The organism is Corallococcus sp. 4LFB, assembly GCF_046520365.1.
GTDB classification, from domain to species: Bacteria; Myxococcota; Myxococcia; order Myxococcales; family Myxococcaceae; genus Corallococcus; species Corallococcus caeni.
On record NZ_JBKGHJ010000825.1, the window covers coordinates 1 to 2318 of the forward strand.

The 2318-nt window shown below is 71.5% G+C and carries 2 protein-coding genes and 1 pseudogene; all 3 read left to right on the plus strand.

The genetic code is table 11. The features are described 5' to 3' along the window. The coding region (locus ACLEQD_RS41595) for a chemotaxis protein CheW (protein ID WP_410391443.1) at positions 1–309 on the plus strand (309 nt) is incomplete at its 5' end. Continuing rightward, positions 306–1948 (plus strand): annotated as a pseudogene (locus ACLEQD_RS41600) (methyl-accepting chemotaxis protein). The gene ACLEQD_RS41595 and the pseudogene ACLEQD_RS41600, both read left to right, overlap by 4 nt. A 3-nt stretch (positions 1949–1951) precedes the next feature. Next, the coding region (locus ACLEQD_RS41605) for an Hpt domain-containing protein (protein ID WP_410391444.1) at positions 1952–2318 on the plus strand (367 nt) is incomplete at its 3' end.

The following is a 2318-nucleotide window of genomic DNA, read 5'->3' on the forward strand; positions in this document are numbered from 1 at the left end:
CTGCTGCGCGGGGAGGTGCTGCCCGTGGTGGAGCTGGCGCCCCTGTTCGGCCGGCCCGCGCCGCAGGGCACCGGCCCCGTGCTGGTGGTGGGCGCGGCCCGCGCGGAGCTGGGCCTGCGCACGGATGAGGTGATGGAGGTGGCGGTGCTGACGGGCACGGAGCTGTTGCCCGCGCCCCCCTCCCTGGAAGAGGAAGCGGGCGCGCTGGTGTCCGGCGTCAGCCCCGACGGCACGCTCGTCCTGAAGGGAGAGGCCCTCCTCGCGGACGAGCGTCTCGTGTTCGAGCTGTCCGAAGAAGGAGTCGCATGAGCATCGGGAATCGCATCGCGCTGGGCTTCGGGCTGTCCCTGCTGGTGCTGCTGATCATCGCCAGCGTGGCCTTCCAGGGCGCCCAGCAGCTCACCACCACCACCGAGGGCCTGCTGGAGGCCCACAACAACTACAAGCTGCTGCGCGAGGTGCGCGCGCTCGTCGTGGACGCGGAGACCGGCCAGCGCGGCTTCATCCTCACCGGCGAAGAGACCTACCTGCGCCCGTACCAGAACGCCGTGGCCGAGCTGCGCACGGACCTGGACGCCCTGCGCCCGGCGATGGCCCGCTACCCGGACCAGCGCACGCGCTTCGCGAAGCTGGAGCCCCTGGTCGTGAACAAGCTGGACGAGCTGACGAACACCATCCGCGTCCGCCGTGAGCAGGGCTTCGAGGCGGCCCAGGCCATCGTGAAGACCGACCGCGGCCAGAAGGAGATGGAGAGCATCCGGGAGATCATCTACGAGATGCGCGACACGGAGGAGGAGCGCTGGAAGCTCTACTCCGACGCCGCCACCCAGGCCGCGCAGCGCAGCCTCTGGGTGCTGGCGCTGGGCACCCTGCTGGGCCTGGCCATCGTGGGCGTGGGCAGCTTCGTCATCACCCGCGGCATCACCGACCCCCTGCGCAAGCTCACCTTCGGCGCGGAGCAGCTGGGCAAGGGCGACCTCACCCACCGCATCAACGTGCGCGGCAAGGACGAGATGGCCGACCTGGCCGGCGCCTTCAACGACATGGCGGAGCGCGCCAGCAGGCGGAGGTGCAGCTGGCGAAGCAGGCCGAGCAGCGCGAGCACACGCTCAAGACCGTGGCGGAGTTCGTCAACCAGCTGGCCGGCGCGTCCTCCGAAATCCTCGCCAGCACCACCGAGCAGGTGGCCGGCGCCCAGGAGCAGGGCACCGCCGTCACGGAGACGGTGAGCACCATCGAGGAGATCACCAAGACGTCGGAGGAGGCCGCCGGCCGCGCGCGCGCGGTGAGCGAGTCCGCCCGGCACTCCGAGGAGGTGGGCCGCTCCGGCCGCCGCGCCGTGGAGGAGGCCGTCTCCTCCATGGGCGCCGTGCGCGACCAGGTGGAGTCCATCGCGTCGCGCATCCTCGCCCTGGCCGAGCAGGCCCAGGCCATTGGCGACATCATCACCACCGTCAACGACATCTCCGAGCAGACGCACATGCTCGCGCTCAACGCCTCCATCGAGGCGAGCCGCGCGGGTGAGCACGGCCGCGGCTTCGCCGTCGTCGCCTCCGAGGTGAAGGCCCTGGCGGACCAGTCCAAGAAGGCCACCGCGCAGGTGCGCCAGATTCTGGGCCAGATTCAGAAGGCCACCCACGGCGCGGTGATGACCACGGAGGAGGGCACCAAGAGCGTGTCCGCCGCCACGCGCGTCGTCACGGAGGCGGGCACCACCATCCAGCAGCTGGCGGACCTGCTCACGCAGGCGTCGCTCACGGCCGCGCAGATCGCCGCGTCCGCCAACCAGCAGGCCACCGGCATCGGGCAGATCCGCCAGGCGATGCACGACGTGAACCAGGCCACGCAGCAGGGCCTCATCTCGTCGCGGCAGACGGAGCGCGCGATGCAGGACATCAACGCCATGGGCCAGAAGCTCAAGGGGCTGCTCGGGGAGTTCGGGCGCTAACCCATGGATCGCGACAGGCTGGCGCAGGCACTGCTGGACTCGTTCCTGGAGGAGCTGGAGGGGCACGTCGTGTCCCTCAACCGGGACCTGCTCGCGCTGGAGCAGGCGCCGGCGCGCGCGAAGGAGCTCATCCCCGGCCTGCTGCGCACGCTGCACAGCGTGAAGGGCGCGTCGCGCGCGGCCAGCGCCGCCATGGTGGAGAACGCCTGCCACCGCATGGAGGAGGTGCTGGAGCCGCTCATCCACGGGCGCACGCCCACGCCGGACCTCTTCGAGCTGTGCTTCGCCACGGTGGACGCGCTGGACGACGCGGGCCGCCGGCTGGCGTCGCGCCAGGAGCTGGCCGGCTCGCCGCTGGAGCGCTGCTGCC